The following is a 19,680-nucleotide window of genomic DNA, read 5'->3' as shown; positions in this document are numbered from 1 at the left end:
CCACACACCTAGGGTCCATGCCCCCAGCAACCAACACCGACTTTCAGCCGCGTGACCGCGCAGGACAGTGGAGGTCCACTAGGCCCCAGGCGGAGTTCATCCTCGCCATTGGAGGTCGGACGCCGCTTAGCGACCGCCTCGACATCAAAGAGGCCCTCGAAGCGTGCACGAACCACTGCGGAGAGACGCTCCGTCCCGGCGACCAGGACGCGATCCTGCGGTTCTTCGACTACAACGACGAAGAGACCTGGGAGGACGCCTACGACATCCAGATCTCCAGAACCTCCACCCTGTGGTCTGCCCTGCTGGAACGGACCAGCTACTCCGACTACGGATCGATGAGCGGGATACTGCGCGGAACCACAACCACGAACCGGTGGAAAGAGCTCCCGACACGTGAGCAGGTGCGGTCCGCGATCTTCTACAGCCGAGACCAGCGCCGCAGCGAAGCGGCCTGAACGCCGCCGGCGCCGCACACCTACGTCTCTGACTCACGAACGAAGGACAAGCGCATGGGCACCCAGACGGCACCACTGACAGGCAACACCCGCAAGGACGGGTTCCACTCCAGCGACCAGCAGGCCCGAAGCCTCGACGGGACGCTGGGGGAGAAGACCCAGACCCCAGCGTTCATCTACCTGGCAGAGCTCAACGCCGCCAGCTACACCTTCGATCACGAGGACGGCGTCTCCCTCCACGTGAAGGACGCCGGCGAAGGCTGGTGGACAGTCACCGACGGTGACCACGACATCGAGTTCGAGTACCCGTACGCCTACAACGAGGACCTCATCGAAGACGCTGCGAAGCTCGCCTACGACGAGAAGCTGATCCACGAGTTCAGCCGCCGTCGCGGCATCGTCCCCAGCCTCGACAAGCTCCTCTCCGCGGAGATCGACAAGGTCACCGCCCGGGCCAAGGAGAACCCCGGCGGCCTCAGCCGCCCACACGACTGGAACGGCGAATACCAGCTCAGCCGTGCATCCGACCGGATCGGCGACCGGTGGGACTCCGACCAGCTGTTCAAGAAGGCCGACTACGCCGACATCGGCGACGAGGGCATCACATTCGGTCTCAGCTACCCGATCGACAAGCTCCTCGGCCCCGCCATCCTCGGGGAGAAGCTCCCCGGCGAGAAGGACTCTGACTACCTCGCCCGGATCGACGCTGTCGAATGGGCGACAGACGACCTCGAAACGTACTTCCAGGCCACATTCGAAGGGACCGCCATCCGGCGCGGCGAGAAGGGCGACGTCGCCGTCGGGTTCTTCGTCCGCTACGCCGATGCCGGCCCCGCCGTCGAGTCCGTCGAGGGGATGCTGGAGCGAGCCGAAGAGGACACCCAGCTGACCGGGCTGAAGAACATCGACCACCACATCCTGGCAGCGGAGCTCCGCCAGCACGTCCAGCGTCGCACCGAAGAACGCGCCGCAGCCGCTGCGGAGATCGTCCCTGCGAAGGAGACCACCCCGGGTCGCGTCACCGTCCGGAAGACCCGCGCCCAACTCCGGAAAGCCACCGCCCCCGGTGAGCTGTGGGCGCGCTCCGACGCCGCCAAGATCCTGGGCGTCCCCACCGCCAAGGTGGCCGCGCGTATCAGCCGGCAGGCGAACGACGCCTCCTGGATCGAATGGGAGTGCTGGGTCTCCTGACCCGTCACACACCCACCGGTGTGATGGCGGCTGTCGCCACATGCCCACTTTGTCCCGACGACCCGACGGGACCTATCAACCTGCCTCACCTTGGAGTGACCCCTCGTGCATGAACTCGTCATCATCGGCTCCGGCCCGGCCGCACTGACCGCAGCGATCTACGCTGCCCGCGCCCAGCTGAACCCGATCGTCATCGCCTCCACCGACCGGATCGGTGGCGACATCGCCACCACCACCGAGGTGGAGAACTTCCCCGGATTCCCGGACGGCGTCGACGGACCCGACCTGACCGGACGGATGCTCGAGCAGGCGGAGAAGTTCGGTGCTGAGATCGTCTACGACGACGTCACCTCCGTCACCCTCGACGGCCCGGTGAAGAAGGTGGAGCTCGCCTACTCCGAACCGCTCGAAGCCCGAGCCGTCATCGTCGCTACCGGGTCCGCCTACCGGAAGCTCACCATCCCAGGCGAGGAACGACTCACCGGCCGCGGCGTCTCCTGGTGCGCCACCTGCGACGGGTTCTTCTTCAAGGAGAAGGCCCTCGCTGTCATCGGCGGCGGCGACTCCGCAATGGAGGAAGCGATCTTCCTGACGAAGTTCGCCACCAAGGTGTACGTCATCCACCGCTCCCGCACCCTCCGCGCTTCCAAGGTGATGCAGGAGCGAGCTTTCGCGAACCCGAAGATCGAGTTCATCTGGAACAGCCAGATCACCTCGATCAACGGCGAGGACACCGTCACGTCCGCCACGTTGATCGACTCCATCGCCGGCGACGCTGAGACCACCGAACTCACCGTCGACGGGGTGTTCATCGCCATCGGCAACGACCCCCGCACCCACCTGGTCCACGGCCAGCTCGACCTCACCGCAGAGGGCACCATCGCCGTCTCCGGTCGGTCCTCCAAGACGAACCTCCCCGGGGTGTTCGCTGCCGGCGACGTCATCGACCCTGACTACCGCCAGGCGATCACCGCCGCCGCATCCGGAACCGTCGCCGCCCTCGACGCTGAACGGTACCTGGCCCGCACCATCAGCTGATCGGCCGCACACCTACGGTTCATGGCAGACAACGACAACCAGAAGCGCCTCGGCAACGCGGCTCCGCACAAGCCCGGCATGAACGCCGGGTCATTCGCCCCGGAGGAGCACCCGCCGTTCGCCGGTGAGCTCACCGCCGTCGACATCGCAGCCGCCGAGGAAGCGTACGAGAGCGCCGTCCGCGACCGCGAGAACGCGAAGCTCACCGTTCACCTCTCAGCTGCCGCCGCCCTCGCGCAGAACATCATCTCGGAGGACGCTGACGCCGGCACCCTGCACCTGCATGTCAACGACGCCGGCGACCGACTCCTCGCCGAGTCCGTCTACACCTGGGACGGATACCTGGCCGGTGAAGCGCACGACTTCGACATCACCACCGACGACACCTTCCACCTGCCGATCGACAACCTCGGGTTCAGCCACCTCAACACCCCGGACGACTCCGACAGCCCCATGGACGGCCAGTTCGAGTGGTACGCCCAGAAGGAAGACGGCCGCCGCGAAATCGACCTGCTCACCGCCGCCGCCCTCGAAGTCCCGGAGCTGCCTGCAGCGCTGGAGGCGTACCGGCTCGCGGTCAGCACGCATGCTGACACCGGTGCGAAGCTTGTTGCGGGAACCGTCCTGGAGTTCGCCCCGACAGCCTCGAAGATCATCCTCGCTCCCCGCTCCGGGAAGCCCGGCGGTGAGGGCCCGTGGGTGATCGAGGACATCGTCAACGACTCTGACGAGTCTGTCTGCGATGAGCAGCTGTTCTTCAACGGTGCGCTGTCGTCGGTCCCGCGTGCAGGAGCTCGTTCCTGGCTGTCGCGTGAGCCTGACGGCACTGTCGTGATCGACATCCGTGACGCTGCCGGCATTTCCAGCTGAAGCCGCACATGAGAGTCGCATGAGCATCGCTGCAGCCCCCGCACCGACCCGTATCGGACGTGACCGTGTCCGCGAGTTGCTTCAGATCGCCGTCTGGCAGTACGACCTGGCTGTGAAGACGGGTCTGCTGACCCGTGGCCCTGACGGGAAGGTGGACCTGTTCGAGGTTCGCCGCGCCCAACGGTCGAAGGAGTGGATGGAGAAGCTGGAGTCGGAGTACCGGCTGAACGCCTCGGATGCTGCAGCTCGGCTGCAGGTGTCTGTGAAGACGTTCCAGAAGATCATCGCCGACTCCGGCGTGCAGCCGGTGGAGACCGGTCCTGTGAAGCGCGGCACCGCTTTGTATTGGCGTGCTGCTGACATCGATCGGATCGCCGCCCAGCCGGGCCGGAAACCAGGACGTGCCCGCCAGACGGCTGTGGCTGACCTGGCAGCTGAGTTCAAGGTCGACGAGACGGTGGTGGTTGCTGCCGCGAGCCGTGTCGGCGCTCGCATCCACCGGGTGTCCGGGGGCGGCCGCATGATCGCCTCCTCCCACCTGCACGCGATCCGTGGCGCTCTGCACAAGCCGCAGAACACCCGAGACGAGGTCCGTGAGATCGAAGGCCGGGTGAAGGTCGCCGTCCGTGACCGGAACCGGCACCCGGAGACTGTCCGCATCCATCTGGGCCCGACGAACAGCGGGAAGACGTTCCATGCTCTGCAGCGTCTCGCTGAGTCCGGCCATGGAACCTACGCGGCACCGTTGCGGATGCTGGCCCGTGAGGCGTACACGAAGCTTGCGGCTCAGCTCGGCGAGGAGAATGTCGGTCTGATCACCGGTGAGGAGGAGTGGAACCCGGACGCCCCGATCCTCTGCTGCACTGCTGAGATGGCGCCAGACCACGGCCGCACCCTGGTTCTGGACGAAGCCCACTGGGCTGAGGATGAGGACCGCGGCTACGCCTGGACACGCCTTCTGGTCGGCGCTGACTACGACATCGTGGAGGTTGCGGCGTCCCGAGGCGCGGAGCCGTTCCTCCGGTCCGTGTTCGAAGGCGCCCCCGACTTCGAAGTCATCTACCACGAACGCCTGTCGCCGCTGTCGTACTGCGGTGACACGACGGTGGACACCATCCCGTCGAAGTCTCTGCTGGTGGCGTTCTCCCGCAAGGGTGTCCACGCGCTCGCATCTCGGCTGATGGCTGCCGGCCGCACTGTCGGTGTTCTGTACGGGGCGCTGCCTCCGGAGAACCGTGTGGAGCAGATCGAGTCGTTCATCTCCGGGAAAGTGGAGGTGATGGTCACCACCGACGTCATCGGCCACGGAATCAACATCCCCGCGGAGAATGTCGTGTTCGCTGAGACCAGCAAGTTCGACGGCCGCACCGTCCGTGACCTCCTGACGTGGGAGGCCGCGCAGATCGCAGGCCGCGCAGGACGTTTCGGGTTGGCTGACGCCGGCAAGGTGTACACCCTCCGCGGGCAGACGGGGTTCAACCCGAAGCAGCGGATCGTGGAGCTCGGCGCGGAAGCCGCTGCCGGGAAGGCCCCTGACGGCATGGATGTCCGCTCCGGACTGATCCGACCGAAGTTCACCGACCTCGGAAACCCGGAAGCGCACCAGATCGGTGTGGCCATGGGCGCCTGGAACGCTCAGGCTGTCGTCGCTCTGAAGCACCGCCGTGACGTGGCGCCGGTCCCTGCGGAACCGTTCGTCCAACGGTTCCTGTACGCCTCTGACGTGTTGGGGCTCCGCGGGACCACTACCCTCGGTCAGCGGTGGCCGATCCCGGGTTCTGAACTGTGGAAGGTGATCACCGCCCCGGTCGATACCGACAGTGACGTGTTCGCTCCGATGGTCCGCACTGTCGCGTCCGGCTCCAACAAGCTCTCCTACATCTTGAAGCAGGCGAAACGGGATGCGCCGCTCGGGTTGGAGGAAGCTGAACGCGCCGCCGGCATCGCCCGCGACGTCATGGTGGTCGCCCGCTGCTTCCCGGAGCTTGTCGGGCATCTGCACGGCACAGCGGTGGAGGTGGAGCAGGAGGCTGCGAAGACGATCACCGCTGAGCTGATGGAGGCGCTGCGAACATCCTCTGCCGGGTTCTGCGCCGACTGCGGTCAGCCCTGCGCCCCGCATTTCCGTTTCTGCGACACGTGTTTCGCGGCCTGAATAAGCCACATACCTACATGGTGTGACTTTCCAGACCAACAACAACTCAACCTCCCGTGGCGGCTTCCGCAGATCCGGACTCACCGGCGGGAACAGCCAGTCCTACTCGGACCGCCTGCTGTCCTCCCCGGAGCTCCGCCTCACCCAGAACACCGTGAAGCTGTCCTCGACCATGGCTGTTCTCCTAAACGACATCGCCGACGTGAACGCCGCCGGCCGCAGCGCGTCCTTCTCTGACGAGAAGAGGTCCGAGACGGCGTTCTTCCTGGAGTTCCGTGAGCTGATCCGTTTCGCCGATGACGGCGGATGGGAAGTCACCGAACTGGGTGCAGCATCCCTGTACGCCGGCGGGCACCGGATGACGAAGGAGATGCACGAGCAGCTGCACGCCCCGGTGAAGTCGGACACCAACCCGATGCGGATCGTCGCGTAAACCTCCCCGCACACCTACAAGGTATGAGCGGATCAAGCACCCCCAGCAACCCCGGCTTCGAATCGACGGTCGAGCGTGACCCGGCTGGCAGCGGCCAGTTCCACGCCCGGAAGGGTGGGGAGACGGAAGCGCCGATCGGTGAGAACCCGTGGACCCGCGACCTCACCGGCGACATCCGCTCGTACGCCACCCGCAACGACGTCCGCACTGACCGAGCGGGGCACCCCACCACCGACACCATCTTCGACGGCGCCAGCGATGTGGTCATCCGCGGGGACTTGAACGGCAACTATCTCGCACGCGCCAACTTCGACAAGGCTCAGTACGTCGACGCGATCTCCCGGCACCTCGACATCAACCTGAGCGACCCGCGGGACCGCATCTTCCTGCAGTCGTGGTTCGAAGCGAACGCGAACGAGATCGAGCGATTCCTCCGCTCGAAGGGTGTCGGCGGTAACGGCGACCTGTGGGGGCGCGCCTCTCTGTACGCCGAATCCACGTTCACCGGCACGCCCACCTGGGATGCCGCGAAGGATGTGCTCGCTGAAGCGGACAGCGCCGCGTACCTGAGGGACTCCGTCGACGATGGCCGGTTCGTGACGGAGCTCCTCGAGTACGTCTCAGAGAACGGTTTCGACCAGAACTTCATCCCATCCCAGGACGTGTTCGACAACATCTACCGGCTGGACCGGGATGGGGAGGCTGTCACCATCAAGGACGAGTTCGCCGCTGCGGAGCTGGACCCCACGAAGGTGTGGACCCTCGTCCCAGTCGGTGACCGGACGAAGATCACTGCGGGGTTCCGTCCGGGCGCCGACGGGTACGTCACCACCCGGTACAGCTGGGACCACGAAACCGCGAACGGTTGGCTCCGCTAGCCACACACCTACGAAGGCATGACCACTAGCATCCCCACCAACCCCGGCTTCGAATCGACGGTCGAGCGTGACCCGGCTGGCAGCGGCCAGTTCCACGCCCGGAAAGGCGAACCGGGCGCCCCTCTGGACCCGACCGTCTGGGTGGATGACCAGGACGACGCGTTCTTCGTCGACCATGTCAGCACCATCCTGAACCACACCGTGTACTCCGATGACGACGGGCTGGATGCGGGCCGCGTGTTCGCCGGCGCCGACGCCGTCTACCTCCACCTTCTCGACAAGCAGCCGGTGGTCACCGCCCAGTTCAACGGGCAGGACTTCTTCAACGCGATCGGCACCGAACTCGCTGACGGTGAGGAGTACCACGACAGCGACGTGTCCGAGTGGCTCGCCGTTCACGAGGACCACATCACCGAGTTCCTCGACGCCCACGGTGCCTCGATCATCAACGACGACTGGGAGAACGCCGACGTCGTTATCAACATCCCCGTACCCCTCACCGCCCGCTCCCTTGACGTCACCTTCAAGAAGGCAGCCGACAAGCTGAACGAGAACGCCGGCGCCCGCTACATCCGCGACGGCCTGACCGTCCCCGGCAACCCGCTGGCCGCTGACCTGGTCCGCTACGCCAACCACGCCGCCACCCAGTTCGGTGAGGACGGACCGACCATCGACCAGCTCGCTGACGTGTTCGGCATGGTCGAGGACGGCAACCAGGGGCTACACCCGATGGAGTTCGACGAGGCGAAGGAGTTCGCCCGTGCCACCCTGGGCGCCGACCTGTCCGATGAGGAGATCTCCCGGCACCTCTGGACGATCCACGACTCGGACGACGAGGAGTGCACCGAAGACGAAACCGATGATGAGCACGACGAGCACGGCCCCGGCCCGTCCGGTGTGAACGCCGGCGTCGGATTCGTGAACGTGTCCGGGTTCGTCGTGTCCCGTGTCCCGTGGGTCACCGGCGGCGAGTACGGCATCTGGGACTGAGCCGGCCACACACCTACGGATGTGAACCGGAAGGACCACCCCATGACTTTGACACCTGAGCAGAAGAGTGCACGCCGAGAGAACGGCGAGTTCGGGAAGCTGCCGCCCCAGCCTGGTGCTGCTGTTCCTGTCGCCTCGGTGAACCTGGACGACGCGGACCGACGGATCGCCGCGTACCGTGCCGCCGGGAACACCCGCAACGCCGCGATCATCGCAGGTGAGACCATCGCAGCTCTCGTCCGGGAGCAGTACGGCGAAGCGGCAGTCCTCCTCATCGAAGACCACGGCGCTGACGGTGACGCTGAATCCTTCCTCGCACCATCCTCTTTGGAAACCGGCAACAGCTTCGTGCTGGTCGACTTCGGCAACGGAGACAACCCGGAGCTGTACAAGAAGCTCGCCGACTACACCGACTACTTCCAGGACGACCGGGGGCTTATCGGCCGCCACGAGCTCCTCCTGGACATCGACGGCGCTGACAGATTCGGCACCCAGCTGCGTCGGCACGAAGCGAACCTCGAGCGCATCAAGCAGGTGCCGCTGGCATTCACCGCGGCCACCACCGGATCGGCCGACGTCGAATCAGAGCTTGACGCTGCCCGCGACGCGCTCGAAGCGCTCGAGCGAAAGCAGCAGGTGTTCTACGCGGAGAAGCTCGAAGAGTACGTCCGCACCGCTGTCCCCAGTGCAGCCGCGGTCGTGTTCAACGCCTCCGACCCAGACGAGCGCGACCAGAACGTCGAGTTCTCCCACTTCGCCGACGAGAACGGCGACTACATAAGGAACGACCGTCCCGAAGGTGAAGGCTCCGTCACCCCTCAGGACGTCGTCCGCACCTTCGCCTCGAAGTTCGACAGCCCCCACGAGCGCGGCTTCCTCTTCGAGGACTTCCCGGAGATCGACGACGACGGCCGCGAGATCGACAACAACCAATGGGCCTTCAACCTCAACACCTGGCGGACCAACCTCCGCCCCACCGACTAAGGAACGACCATGACCGACATCACCAACCCCGAGTTCGAACAGACCGTCAACCGGACCGGCGACGGCACCTTCGGAATGAAGCCCGACCCGGAAGCCTTCGAAGGTCAGATCGTCCCTCCCGGCGTCTGCGTCGACTGCAGCGCCGCGCAAGGCGAAGCGCACCTCGGCGGCCGCTGCACCGAGTGTGCAGAGGAGTACGAATGCGACGACTGCGGCACCCACACCGACAAGGACGACATCCAGGGCGGGATCTGCAGCGACTGCCGTGCCATGAACACCTGCTCTGAGGAGGACTGCGACAACAGCCTCGAAGACAACGAAGGCTACGACGGCCTCTGCGGTGACCACGCCGACATCGACTACTCCCACATGGCCTGCCAGCGTTGCGGTGCCGAGAAACGGAACCGCTCCGACAACTACTGCGCCAGCTGCGGCGACGAGGTGTTCGACGGTCTCGGAGACGGCGACGTCCTCATCATCAGCCACGCCGAGGGCGACTTCGACGCGGAAGAGTTCGGTGTTGAAGGGTTCGAGGTGCAGAAGTCAGGCGCCGGATACGCAGCGATCGCCTACAACTACGCCGACTTCGGTCACCTCGCGCCGCGCCTCGGCATGACCTTCGACGAGATCTACGACTGGCTGGACGAGAACAAGGACGCCGTTATCGACGCCCTCGGCCAGGTCGCCCCCGGCTGGGTCACATCGTCCGACAACGACGAGAAGACCGTGGACTGGGAAAGCGGCCGCCTCACCCACCCGATCAACTGGGAGGGCGACTTCCCGGAAGACGGAGAAGGGTTCATCGCGACGATGGCCGGGTCCGGCCACCGAGCCAAGTTCCTGCTCGACAACATCGGTGGGGACGGATTCTGGGACAAGCTCGCCGGGAAGCTCAAACCAGCCGTCGCAGCCTAGACAGCGGCGTGAGCCAGCACCTGCCTGGCCAACGCCCGGTACACCACCCCGGACACCAACGTCACAGACACCGGATCCGACTGAACACCGTGCCGGTCAAGGATCTCCCTGATCCCACGTTCCACCAACGCTTCGCCGAACGGCGACCCCACCCAGGTGTGCCCGTTCAACCGGCCGGCGAACGCCTCCAGGTCACTGGTCAACGTCCCGAACTCCGGTGACGGCTCGGCTTCCAGGGTGGAGGTGTTCGTCGAAGCGTTCATGCGGACCAGTGTGCAGCCACCGTCCGACATGGGCAGCACAAGACCGACCGGATCCGCGCATGAAGGCTTCAGACGAATCACAGTCCTGAAAGGAACACCATGCCCAGCATCGACGGCTCCGTCCTCGAGAAGGAAGACCTCCGCGTCACCGACGACGGCGACCACGACACCTTCGCGCACTACTGCTCGAAGACGGACATCTCCAACTCGATGCTCACCGGCATCGAGATCAAAGCTCTCTGCGGCAAGATGTGGCGCCCGTCGAAGGACTTCGCCAAGTACCCCGTCTGCGGAACCTGCAAGGACATCTTCGAAACCATGAGGGACGAGTGAGCCTCCGACAGGGCGACGTCAGCATCGGCGACGTCGTCCGTTTCGACGTCGACGGCGGCTCCGTAGAAGGCGTGGTCAAAGAGACAGCCGCTGACTGGGGAGTCGTCGGCATCCAACTCGCCGGCACCTGGTTCTCCGCCGGAGTCCACCACGTAACCCTCATCAGAAAGGCGGCGACCCAGTGACCGACACCCAGAACGACTACATCCTCAGCAGCGACCTCGACACGTTCACCATCACCCTCGAACAGGCCGCCGAGCACCTCGGGTGCAGCCAGCGGATCCTGTCCCGCCTGATCCAGAACGACCCGGAGCACGGGCAGGAGCTCGAAACGGTCCTGGTCGACGGGGAGAACCGCGTGAGCGTCCCCGCACTCCTCGACTACCTCGAACGCCGGAACACCGCCGGCGCCTACGTCATCCGAGTGTTCAACGACAACGGCCAGGCGAAGCGCACGCTCATCGGCCGCGCCGTCGGCATCGACGCGGCAGTCGCCGCCGAGCTCGGCTACTAGCCCCAACGAGAAGCGGGTCGGACCTTCGGGTGCGGCCCGCTTCTTCCGTGCTTCGCCGGGCCCGCAGGCAAAACGAGGTCTGTCCGCACATGACTGTGCCGACATCAGACCCGAACCGTTCACCGCACCCGGCGCACCGCCAGCGGTGTCACATCAGGAGAACCAGTGACCATCAGCACCCCCGAGCGCATCGAAGACGTCGACGTTTCCAACGAGATGCGCTCCTCGTTCCTGGAGTACTCGTACTCCGTCATCTACTCCCGCGCCCTCCCGGACGCCCGCGACGGGCTGAAGCCGGTCCACCGACGCATCCTCTACATGATGGCCGACATGGGCCTGCGCCCCGAGCGAGGGCACGTGAAGTCCGCCCGCGTCGTCGGCGAGGTCATGGGCAAGCTCCACCCCCACGGCGACTCCGCCATCTACGACTCCCTGGTCCGCATGGCCCAGGCGTTCAGCCTCCGCAACCCGCTCATCGACGGGCACGGCAACTTCGGCTCCCTCGATGACGGCCCCGCCGCCGCACGATACACCGAGGCCCGGCTCGCTTCCATCGCTCTCGCCATGACCGACGGGCTCGACGAAGACGTCGTCGACTTCATCCCCAACTACGACAACTCCCACCAGCAGCCGGAAGTGCTCCCGTCCGCCATCCCCAACCTCCTCGTCAACGGATCCTCGGGCATCGCCGTCGGTATGGCCACGAACATGGCACCACACAACCTCGTCGAGGTCGTCCAAGCCGCCCGCCACCTCATCGACCACCCCGACGCCACCCTCGAAGACCTGATGGGCTTCGTCCCCGGCCCCGACTTCCCCAGCGGCGGCACCATCGTCGGCCTCGCCGGAGTCCGAGACGCATACTCAACCGGCCGCGGCTCCTTCCGGGTCCGGGCGAAGGTCAACATCGAACAGCTCACCGCCCGGAAGACCGGACTCGTCGTCACCGAGCTCCCGTACGGCGTGGGCCCCGAGAAGGTGATCGAGAAGATCAAGGACGGCATCAAGAACAACAAGATCACCGGCGTCTCCGACTTCACCGACCTCACCGACCGGAAGCGCGGCATGCGCCTGGTCATCGGCGTGAAGACCGGGTTCAACCCACAGGCTGTCCTCGACCAGCTGTACAAGCTCACCCCGCTGGAGGACGGCTTCTCCATCAACAACGTCGCCCTCGTCGACGGGCAGCCCCAGACCCTCGGCCTCAAAGCGCTGCTGTCGGTCTACCTCGAACACCGCATCGAGGTAGTGACCCGACGCACAGAGTTCCGCCTCGCCCGCCGCAACGAACGGCTCCACCTCGTCGAAGGCTTGCTGAAAGCGATCGTCGACATCGACAAGGTCATTGCGATCATCCGCACCAGTGACGACGTCGACCAGGCCCGCACCTCCCTCATCGAGCAGTTCGCCCTGTCGCTCATCCAGTCCGAGTACATCCTCGAACTGCGCCTGCGCCGCCTCACGAAGTTCTCCATGACGGAGCTGGAGACCGAGAAGGCTGACCTTCTCGCCCAGATCGCCTACCTCAAGGGGCTGCTTGCAAACAAGCAGGCTCTCCGAGACCTCGTATCCACTGAGCTCGGAGAAGCCGCGAAACTGTACGGCGACGACCGACGCACCCAGCTGTCCGAAGCAGTCCCCGTGTCCGCAGCGATCGCGAAGAAGGGCGCCACCGCCAGCCTCGAACTCGCTGACGTCCCCACCCGCGTGTTCCTCACCGCTTCCGGGCTCCTCGCCCGAGTCGACCTCGCTGACGACGCCACGATCAGCGTCCCCACCGGACGGTCCTCCCACGACACCGTCGCATCCGCCCTCAACACCACAAGCCGTGCCGACATCGGTGCTGTCACCAACCGCGGCCGCCTCATCCGGTTCACCCCGGCCGACCTGCCCGCACTTCCCGCGGACGCCATCCAGCTGGCCGCCGGAGTGAAGGCCGTCGACTACGTGAACGTGACCGACAAGAACGAACGCGTCATCGCCGTGGTATCCCTGACTTCCGTCGACCCGATCACACTGGGAACCGCCCTGGGTGTCGTGAAGCGTGTCGCCACGGACTCCTACCCGAAGGCGAACGAGTTCCCGATCATCGGGCTGAAGGCCGGCGACGAACTCGTCGGTGCTGTCCACGCCAGCGACGACGCAGAGATCGTATTCGTCACCTCCGACGCCCAGCTGCTGCACTTCCCGGCAGCTGGTGTCCGCCCGCAAGGCTGCCCCGCCGGAGGTGTCGCCGGCATGAAGCTGGCCGCCGACGCGAAGGTGATCGCATTCAACGCCGTCGCGAAGGCCGACGCTGACGCCGCTGTGGTGGTCACCATCACCGGAACCGACACACAGGCGGTGAAGACCACCGCGTTCGCCGAGTACCCCGGCAAGGGCCGCGGCGGCGGAGGCGTCCGCGCCATGCGCTTCCTCAAGGGCCAGGACGGTGTGTCCGCAGCCTGGGTCGGAACCGGCCCCGCCTACGCGAACACGAAGACCGGCGCCGCGGCACCGCTCCCCGCCACCCACGGCAAGCGGGACGGCTCCGGAGACCCGATCACCAAGACCGTCGCCGCCCTCGGCGCCCGAATCAGCTGAACGAGAAGAAGAACATGAGCACTGACTACAACGCCAACAACCTCTCTGTCCTCGAAGGGCTCGAAGCGGTTCGCAAGCGCCCCGGCATGTACATCGGGTCGACGGACTCCCGCGGCCTGATGCACTGCATGTGGGAGATCATCGACAACTCCGTCGACGAAGCCCTCGCCGGCCACGGCAACGAGATCACCGTCATCCTCCACGACGACGACTCCGTCGAGGTGCGGGACCGCGCCCGCGGCGTCCCCGTCGACGTGGAGCCGAAGACCGGACTCACCGGTGTCGAGGTTGTGTACACGAAGCTGCACGCCGGCGGAAAGTTCGGCGGCGGCTCCTACGGCGCAGCCGGCGGCCTCCACGGTGTCGGCGCCTCCGTCGTCAACGCCCTCTCCGGCCGACTCGACGTCGAAGTCGACCGTGACGGGAAGACGCACCTCATGTCGTTCCGCCACGGCATCCCCGGCACGTTCGCCGACAAGGGGACCGACAAGAGCCCCGACTCCGACTTCACCCCGTTCGCCGGCAAGTCCGAGCTCCGCATCACCGGGAAGGTCGCTAAGGGTGTCACCGGCACCCGTGTCCGCTACTGGGCTGACAAGAAGATCTTCATCCCCGGCGCGCAGATCGAACTGGAGAACATCCTCGGACGCGCCCGACAGACCGCGTACCTCGTACCTGGCCTGGCGATCGCCGTCGACGACCTCCGCGGCGAGGACCCCGTCAACCACCGGTTCCACTTCGACGGCGGCATCAGCGAGTTCGTCGACCACCTCGCACCCGACACCGCGGTCACCGACATCTGGCGCCTGAACGGTGAGGGGAAGTTCAAGGAGACCGTCCCCGTCCTCAACGACCACGGCGCGATGGTCCCCACCGAGGTGGAGCGCACCTGCAACGTCGACGTCGCCCTCCGCTGGGGAACCGGCTATGACACCGTCATGCGTTCCTTCGTCAACATCATCAGCACCCCGAAGGGCGGAACCCACCAGGCCGGATTCGAAGCGGGCCTGCTGAAGCTGATCCGCACCCAGGTGGACGCGAACTCCCGGAAGCTGAAGTCGGGAACCGACAAGCCGGAGAAGGATGACATCCTCGCCGGCCTCACCGTCGTCATCACCGTGTCCCTCGCCGAGCCGCAGTTCGAAGGGCAGACGAAGGAGATCCTCGGCACCCCCGCGGTCCGAGCGATCGTCCAGTCCGTCGTCGCCAAGACCCTCGGGGAGCGGTTCTCCTCGTCGAACCGTGACGACAAAGCGCAGACTGCGCTGCTCCTGGAGAAGGTGGTGTCGGAGATGAAGTCCCGCATCTCCGCCCGCACCCACAAGGAGACGCAGCGTCGGAAGAACGCTCTGGAGACGTCGTCCCTCCCGGCGAAGCTGGCGGACTGCCACTCCACCGACACGGAGCACACCGAACTGTTCATCGTCGAGGGCGACTCCGCACTCGGCACCGCGAAGCTGGCCCGCGACAGCGAGCACCAGGCGCTGCTGCCGATCCGAGGGAAGATCCTCAACGTGCAGAAGGCATCGGTCGCTGACATGCTCGGCAACGCCGAATGCGCCGCCATCATCCAGACCATCGGTGCCGGCTCCGGCCGTTCCTTCGACCTTGACGCAGCCCGCTACGGCAAACTCATCATCATGAGCGACGCTGACGTCGACGGCGCCCACATCCGCACCCTCCTGCTCACCCTGTTCTTCCGGTACATGCGCCCGATGATCGAAGCCGGCCGCGTGTACGCCGCTGTCCCTCCGCTGCACCGTGTCATCGTCGTCAACCCCGGCTCCAAGCCGAACGACATGATCTACACATACTCGGAGACGGAACTCAACGGTGTCCTCGCCGACCTGAAGAAGAAGGGCAAGAAGTACCAGGAGCCGATCCAGCGGTACAAGGGCCTCGGAGAGATGGACGCCGACCAGCTCGCAGAGACCACCATGGACCGGTCCCACCGTCTGCTCCGGCGCGTGAACGTGACCGACGCGCAGGACGCAGCCGACACGTTCGACCTGCTGATGGGATCCGACGTGCCGCCGCGCAAGGAGTTCATCATCAGCTCCGCAGCAGGCATGGACCGCGACCGCATCGACGCTTAGCGCCCCAAGACGAAGACGCCCTGCAGCTCATGGCTGTGGGGCGTTCTCGGTTCCCGCCACACGAATCCGGTATGGCGGCGGCCCTATCGCAGGGTGGATGATGTCTCCGTGAGCACGGAAACACCGTGGTATCAGGATGTCGCCACCTACGGGTGGTCTTTCGCGGTTGGAGCCGGAATCGCTTTCGCCGTAGCGCTCTCCCAAAAGCTCAGCTGCCCTCCCGTCATGCCCTACAAGTTCGGGAAGGACCTCATGGAATCGGACTACCCGTGGGTCTGCGGTGTTGAGCCGATCACCGGGCTCGCCGGCATTAGCACCGCCGGGGGTGCTGCGACCGCAACGTTTGCGTTCGTCTGCGGAATCATCGCCTGGGCCATCAAGAAGCTGAACGAACCCAGCAACTGAAGAGAGCCGCCTGCTCCCGCCGCACACCTACGCTGCATGAGCGGAACAACGAACCGATCCAACGGCACCACCCCTGACCTGAAGTCCGGAGAGGTGAACAAGCCCGGCACTTTCTCATCCCAGGTGCCCACCCCACCGGTGGACGGCGTCGTCGCAGGGAATGGCGGACGCATCATCGTCGTCGACGGTGACGGCGGATACGACCTGACCGACCCCACCGGGATCCTGAAGAACCCGTCCGCCCACTACGACGTCGACTACGGCTGGACCGTCTCGGCTCAGCAGTTCGTCGACATGATCTCCCTCGCGCCTGCCGTTCTCGACGGCCGCCGCTGGGCGGATCGGAACTGGCGGGTCATCGACGACTTCATCCTCGACCGCTACACCGCCACTCGCGCCGGGTTCGACGAAGCAGGCGTCCCCAGCTACGTCACCTACGTCGAGCTCGACGTCGACGACCACGTCGAACTGACTGAAGAGCAGGCGCTCGACACCCTTCGCACCCAAACGAAGCTCACCCAGCTTCACACCGATGCTCTTGCCTCCGGCCCCGGAAGCCTGCAGCACAACCTTCTCGAACACGTCGGCCGTCAGGTCGTCGCGGACCTGCCCGGCTGGGCGCACGGTGCGGGCGGTGTCGTGGAGCTTTCCGATGAGATCATCGGCACGGATGTCGCACACTCCCGAGTCGGAACCGACATCATCACCGATGACGTCGCGTACGCGATCGCGAAACGGATCCGCGACGCTGCGGAGAAGTCCTCCGGGTCAGCGGAGCACACCGGCCGTCTCCACCAGCTGATCCAGAACCAGTACACCGACGGCGGGCACCTCATCACCGAGCTCGGCCGCATCTACGCCAACGGGTACGCCGACAGCGTCGACTCCCGCTGGAAGGACGCCCTCTCCAAGTGGGCGGATCGGTAGGCCCGCCGAGCCCGCAGCGCATTCGCCACATGTCCTGAGTGTGGCCGCTACCCCGGCCCGCTCCTGAGCGGCGAACGTCCCCGTGTGACGAACCCGTGCAGAAGGCAAGGTTCATCGAATCGGGACTCATCAACCAACCCATTTTCAAGAACGGGTGATGACACGGGAGCACCCGGGATATGGAAATGCAATGACTCAGAACCGTCGAGCCAAAGCGGACGCACGTGACCGTGCAGCCGCCACCGGGGAAAGCTACACCGAAGCCCGCCGGCACACCGGCGAAGCGTTCGGGATCACGGAACCCGCCACGCCAGAGTTGCCAGACCGAGTCCACCTCGACTGGTCGATCATCGACTCGTCGAAGGGTGTCCTGCCGTTCGGCTACAACGAAGGCACCGTCTCGTTCGACCCGGCACTCACCCCGCACCTCCTAATCGCCGGTGCATCCGGATCAGGCAAGACTGAAGCCGCCAAGAACCTGGCCTACAGCGCCCTGGTGCACGACTCCGACGTCTACATCGTCGAACCCTTCAAGGAGGCCAGCGAGTACCAGGAGTTCGTCCCGTACGCGAAGGCGGTAGCGACATCCGCCACCATGGCCGCCGAGATGATGAAGCGCCTCGCCACCAAGATCAAGATGCGTCGGGAGTACATGGCCGACTTCCAGGCGCGGTCCCTCCGCGACATGCCCGAAGCCGTCCAGCCGAAGCAGATCGTCGTCATCGTCGAGCAGTTCGCTGACCTCCTCATCCACGTTCCCGTCCCGCAGGCGATCGCCCTCGACCCGGTGATGGAGGAAGCACGCCTCGAGCTGGTGCGGGAGAGCGAGGCCAGGGCTTTCATCGCCGTGGTCCTCGGACAGATCCTGCGTGAAGGCCGTGCCCTCGGGATGACACTCATCCTCACCACCTCACGTCTGACAGCGCGGCTGCTCGACGCCATCCCCAACATCACCAACGTGAAGTCCTCCATCGGAAGGCTCCTGCTCGGCAACCTGTCCGCCGGCGACCGAGCCTCCGGGCTGCGGAACTTCGTCGACGCCCCCTCCCTCGGCGACGACGTGCCCCGTGGCCGGGCACTGTTCGAATCCGTCGGCCCAGCGAAACCGGTGCAGGTGTGGTGGGGCCACGGCAGTGACCTGTTCGCCAAGAACCTTGACGAACGCCTCATCCCTCTCGACAACCGCACAAGCCTGTCGCTGGAGAAGCCCTCGAAGCCGACCACCGGTCCAGGGCCCGACACCACGTTCAACCTCGAGCAGCGGTGGAGCGAGCGCTGGTCGAAGGTCCTGCCTCACGGGTCGAAGCACCTGCCGGTCCCTCAGGTCAACACCTACATGGACGCTCGACTCCCCGTCGGGCCGGGCAGGGTGATGGTGACCATCAGGAATCAGCCGATGGTACTCCCGCAGGGTGTCACGGCTGAGGACTTCCTGCGAGCGAACGTCCCCTACGAACACAAGCTGGCCACGACCCTGGCCGGCGCCCCGTTCGTGTCCGTCACGGGACTGGCTGGCATGTCCGGGATCAAGCCCGGCGACCGGCACAACCGGGGGATCGTCGTCCGGTGGAGCGATGAGCCCGTCCCCACCACCCCGGGCAGCCTCTGCCCGTCAGCTGACAACCAGGCGGCCGAGTGGCTGCTCGCCGGGTTCATCAACGACGCGTTCGACAAGGCGGGACTGGCCCGACCTCAGCTCATCGACGCGATCCCCGTCACCTCAGCCGACAGCCGCGGGCACATCTGGAAGATGCGCGTCAAGCTGTACGGGGGAGTGGTGCCGCCCGAGGTCAGCTCCCGGGAGGACCGCATCGCGGCTGCTCTGGGAGTCAACTACCTCCGTATCGCCAACACTGGTGAGGGCACAGTCATGATCGTCGCGGGAGTCTCACCAGACGGCGTCGAAGTCAAGCTGGCCACCGTCTCTGGCAACCGTCAGTCCATGGAGGAGTTCGTCGCCTCGCTGGACGACCCGCACACTTCCCACAGCCAGGAGAGCGAAGCCGCCAGGTGGCAGCAGCGCTGGTCAGGCGTGTTCAGCGGGGCCGCCAACCACTCCGTCGCCATCCTCCCGTCCGCGTCGGCGACCACCGAAGCCTGGGACGGACGGAAGATCCAGAGCGAGACGTTCGTGTTCGAGCAGGGGCTGACTGTTGACACCTTCCTAAACCGGACGGTTGAGGGGAAACTCGCCACGACCCTGAAGTCGGCTCCGTTCTTGTCGATCTCGGGGGCGGCCGCGACCACGGGTGCGAAGCGGAGCGTCGGGTCGTTCACAGTCCACTGGTCAGAGGCTGAGATGCCTGACGACCTGGCCGAACTCCTGGTGCTTCGTGAGGCTTCGGTAAGCATCGAGGACGAGCCGATGCGGATCATCGTCGGGAAGCTCGTGAACGACGCGTTTGACATCGCCGGGGTGGAGCGCCCGGATGTGACATCTGTCCGGTTCCAGGACGAGGACGGCAAGACGGTCGTGATGGTTTCAGGTCACCTGAACGGCCTCTCCCACGGCAACCAGCTGCGAGCCGCAGCGACGGTGATGGCGGAGGTCCTGGCGGTGGACCTGGTCCAGTTCGCAGTCACCGGCCGCAAGTTCTCACTGCAGGCGCTCATCGGCTGAGCCGTGAACTGAAGCGGGTCGGTCTTC

19 protein-coding genes are annotated in these 19,680 nt (G+C 65.6%); 18 read left to right on the top strand and 1 reads right to left on the bottom strand.

Features of this window, described 5'->3' with window-relative positions; all coding sequences use genetic code 11:
• Positions 1 to 17 precede the first annotated feature (17 nt).
• From ASF30_RS09245 to ASF30_RS09200, 10 genes are all read left to right on the top strand, one after another.
• Complete coding sequence (locus tag ASF30_RS09245; RefSeq protein WP_055905076.1) at positions 18 to 458, top strand: hypothetical protein; 441 nt, start codon at positions 18 to 20, stop codon at positions 456 to 458.
• A 54-nt stretch (positions 459 to 512) separates the two neighbouring features.
• Entirely contained in the window at positions 513 to 1,649 is a 1,137-nt protein-coding gene (locus tag ASF30_RS09240) for a hypothetical protein (RefSeq protein WP_055905073.1), read from the top strand.
• Positions 1,650 to 1,754: 105 nt separating this feature from the next.
• The gene (trxB, locus tag ASF30_RS09235) at positions 1,755 to 2,687 is read left to right on the top strand and encodes a thioredoxin-disulfide reductase (protein ID WP_055905070.1); all 933 of its coding nucleotides are present in this window, start codon (positions 1,755 to 1,757) and stop codon (positions 2,685 to 2,687) included.
• A gap of 21 nt (positions 2,688 to 2,708) precedes the next feature.
• A complete protein-coding gene (locus ASF30_RS09230) occupies positions 2,709 to 3,557 on the top strand; it encodes a hypothetical protein (protein WP_055905067.1) in 849 nt (282 codons plus the stop codon).
• Positions 3,558 to 3,576: 19 nt separating this feature from the next.
• Positions 3,577 to 5,712 (top strand): helicase-related protein, encoded by a 2,136-nt coding sequence (locus ASF30_RS09225; RefSeq protein WP_055905064.1) that lies wholly within the window; start codon positions 3,577 to 3,579, stop codon positions 5,710 to 5,712.
• Positions 5,713 to 5,734: 22 nt separating this feature from the next.
• Positions 5,735 to 6,145 (top strand): hypothetical protein, encoded by a 411-nt coding sequence (locus tag ASF30_RS09220; protein ID WP_055905061.1) that lies wholly within the window; start codon positions 5,735 to 5,737, stop codon positions 6,143 to 6,145.
• 23 nt (positions 6,146 to 6,168) lie between these two features.
• Positions 6,169 to 7,023 (top strand): hypothetical protein, encoded by an 855-nt coding sequence (locus tag ASF30_RS09215; RefSeq protein ID WP_055905058.1) that lies wholly within the window; start codon positions 6,169 to 6,171, stop codon positions 7,021 to 7,023.
• 18 nt (positions 7,024 to 7,041) lie between these two features.
• Entirely contained in the window at positions 7,042 to 8,013 is a 972-nt protein-coding gene (locus ASF30_RS09210) for a hypothetical protein (protein WP_055905055.1), read from the top strand.
• Between the two features lie 42 nt (positions 8,014 to 8,055).
• A complete protein-coding gene (locus ASF30_RS09205; RefSeq protein WP_055905051.1) occupies positions 8,056 to 8,997 on the top strand; it encodes a hypothetical protein in 942 nt (313 codons plus the stop codon).
• Positions 8,998 to 9,006: 9 nt separating this feature from the next.
• Positions 9,007 to 9,912, top strand: a complete 906-nt coding sequence (locus ASF30_RS09200; protein WP_055905047.1) for a hypothetical protein — start codon at positions 9,007 to 9,009, stop codon at positions 9,910 to 9,912.
• Here the strand turns inward: ASF30_RS09200 and ASF30_RS09195 are convergent.
• Entirely contained in the window at positions 9,909 to 10,175 is a 267-nt protein-coding gene (locus tag ASF30_RS09195) for a hypothetical protein (protein ID WP_157497122.1), read from the bottom strand. The genes ASF30_RS09200 and ASF30_RS09195 overlap by 4 nt on opposite strands.
• Positions 10,176 to 10,274: 99 nt before the next feature.
• Between ASF30_RS09195 and ASF30_RS09190 the strand changes: the two genes are divergently transcribed.
• The 8 genes from ASF30_RS09190 to ASF30_RS09155 all read left to right on the top strand — a co-directional run bounded on the left by ASF30_RS09190 (position 10,275) and on the right by ASF30_RS09155 (position 19,653).
• Positions 10,275 to 10,508: a DUF3039 domain-containing protein gene (locus tag ASF30_RS09190; RefSeq protein WP_055905041.1), complete on the top strand. Its 234-nt coding sequence runs from the start codon at positions 10,275 to 10,277 to the stop codon at positions 10,506 to 10,508.
• Complete coding sequence (locus ASF30_RS09185; RefSeq protein ID WP_055905038.1) at positions 10,505 to 10,693, top strand: hypothetical protein; 189 nt, start codon at positions 10,505 to 10,507, stop codon at positions 10,691 to 10,693. Before ASF30_RS09190 ends, ASF30_RS09185 begins: the two co-directional genes overlap by 4 nt.
• Entirely contained in the window at positions 10,690 to 11,022 is a 333-nt protein-coding gene (locus ASF30_RS09180) for a hypothetical protein (protein WP_055905035.1), read from the top strand. Before ASF30_RS09185 ends, ASF30_RS09180 begins: the two co-directional genes overlap by 4 nt.
• A 216-nt stretch (positions 11,023 to 11,238) precedes the next feature.
• Positions 11,239 to 13,605, top strand: coding sequence for a DNA gyrase/topoisomerase IV subunit A (locus ASF30_RS09175; RefSeq protein ID WP_082467775.1), 2,367 nt, complete (start codon positions 11,239 to 11,241; stop codon positions 13,603 to 13,605).
• Positions 13,606 to 13,619: 14 nt separating this feature from the next.
• Positions 13,620 to 15,701 carry a DNA gyrase/topoisomerase IV subunit B gene (locus ASF30_RS09170; RefSeq protein WP_055905029.1) on the top strand — a complete coding sequence of 694 codons (2,082 nt, stop codon included), beginning with the start codon at positions 13,620 to 13,622 and terminating at the stop codon, positions 15,699 to 15,701.
• A 108-nt stretch (positions 15,702 to 15,809) separates the two neighbouring features.
• Positions 15,810 to 16,106: a hypothetical protein gene (locus tag ASF30_RS09165; RefSeq protein WP_055905026.1), complete on the top strand. Its 297-nt coding sequence runs from the start codon at positions 15,810 to 15,812 to the stop codon at positions 16,104 to 16,106.
• Between the two features lie 36 nt (positions 16,107 to 16,142).
• Positions 16,143 to 17,033 (top strand): hypothetical protein, encoded by an 891-nt coding sequence (locus tag ASF30_RS09160; protein ID WP_055905023.1) that lies wholly within the window; start codon positions 16,143 to 16,145, stop codon positions 17,031 to 17,033.
• A 190-nt stretch (positions 17,034 to 17,223) separates the two neighbouring features.
• Entirely contained in the window at positions 17,224 to 19,653 is a 2,430-nt protein-coding gene (locus ASF30_RS09155; RefSeq protein ID WP_055905020.1) for an FtsK/SpoIIIE domain-containing protein, read from the top strand.
• Positions 19,654 to 19,680 lie beyond the last annotated feature (27 nt).

Origin of the sequence: Leifsonia sp. Leaf264 (genome assembly GCF_001422325.1) — a bacterium.
GTDB lineage: Bacteria > Actinomycetota > Actinomycetes > Actinomycetales > Microbacteriaceae > Orlajensenia.
This window is presented reverse-complemented; position numbering and strand designations above follow the sequence as displayed.